Consider the following 1,167-nt stretch of genomic DNA (forward strand, 5'->3'; position numbering starts at 1 on the left):
AAGCCGACCCAAGCGCCCCAGGGCAGGCCAGGGTTTCAACAGAGCATTAGGCGCTCTTAGCCACCGCGGCACGACACGCCTTTGCGCTCCGCGCTGCCCTCCGCCCCGGCGGCGCGTCAGCCGCTCCAAGGCCGCACCTGCCAGAGCGCGCGGACCGACGCGTCCACCCGCGCCGCCATGTCGCGGTAGGCCGCGCCCACCAACGGCCGGAGCGGCAGGGAGACGCGCTGCGCCTCCCGCAGGAAGGCGGGGTCGGCCAGCGCCGCGGCGAAGGCCTGCTCCAGCTTGGCCCGGACCGGCGCCGGCAGCCCCGGTGGCCCGGCGATGCCGCGGGCGGAACCCGCGACCCCGTCGAAGCCCTGCTCGCGGAAGGTCGGCACGTCCGGCGCCGCCTCCCAGCGCCGCTCCGCCGCCTGTCCAAGCGCGCGGACGCGACCCTCGCGCATCGCCGCCAGGATCTCCGCCATGTTGCCCACGCCGAGCTCGATGTGCCCGCCCAGCACCTGGGCCAGCAGCGGCGCAGACCTGGCGAAGGGCGCGTGAGTCATCGGCTGCAGACCGGCCAGGCCCTCCAGGCCCAGCATAAGCAGGTGGTCGTCCGAGCCGACGCCGGTGGTGCCGTAGTTCATCCGCCGCGGCCTGGCCTTGGCCGCCTGCACCAGGTCCTGCAACGTCCGGATCGGGGACGCGGCGACGACGTAGACGGTGCTCGGGTCGTCGACGGCGTTGGCGAGGAAGCTGAAGTCGAGCGGCCGGTAGCGGACCTGGCGTTCGAGCGGAAAGGTGCTGATCGCCGCCACCGCCAGCGCGCCCAGGGTGTGGCCGTCCGGGGCGGCGTTGAAGAGCGCCTCGAAGCCGACCTGCCCTCCCACGCCGGCGTCACCACCGTCTTCCGCCCCGGCCGCCGGCGGATGGCCGGCGGCACCCGGACCGTGATGCTGGCCGCCTCGCTCACGCCGCCACTCGCGTCGCGTCGGACGCACCCGCGCCCAGGTCACATAAGATCCTCGGCGGCGCGGCTGCGGAGCCGCAGCAGGCCGGCGGCCAGGATCGCGCACACCTCGCGCAAGTGCGGCGGGAGGTGCCGTGCTGCACGGCAATCAGGGTGAGAGCGCGTATTGCCTCATCTGAGAATGCTCCCGGGCCGGAGCCCGTTGCCTCATGACC

General features: G+C 74.3%; 1 protein-coding gene. It reads right to left on the reverse strand.

All coding sequences use genetic code 11. The features are described from left to right. Positions 1-116 precede the first annotated feature (116 nt). On the reverse strand, positions 117-872 hold the full coding sequence (locus ABD067_RS25100; protein WP_343898161.1) for a tripartite tricarboxylate transporter substrate binding protein: 756 nt from the start codon (positions 870-872) through the stop codon (positions 117-119). Positions 873-1,167: the final 295 nt, after the last annotated feature.

It is taken from the genome of Craurococcus roseus (assembly GCF_039523795.1).
GTDB lineage: Bacteria > Pseudomonadota > Alphaproteobacteria > Acetobacterales > Acetobacteraceae > Craurococcus > Craurococcus roseus.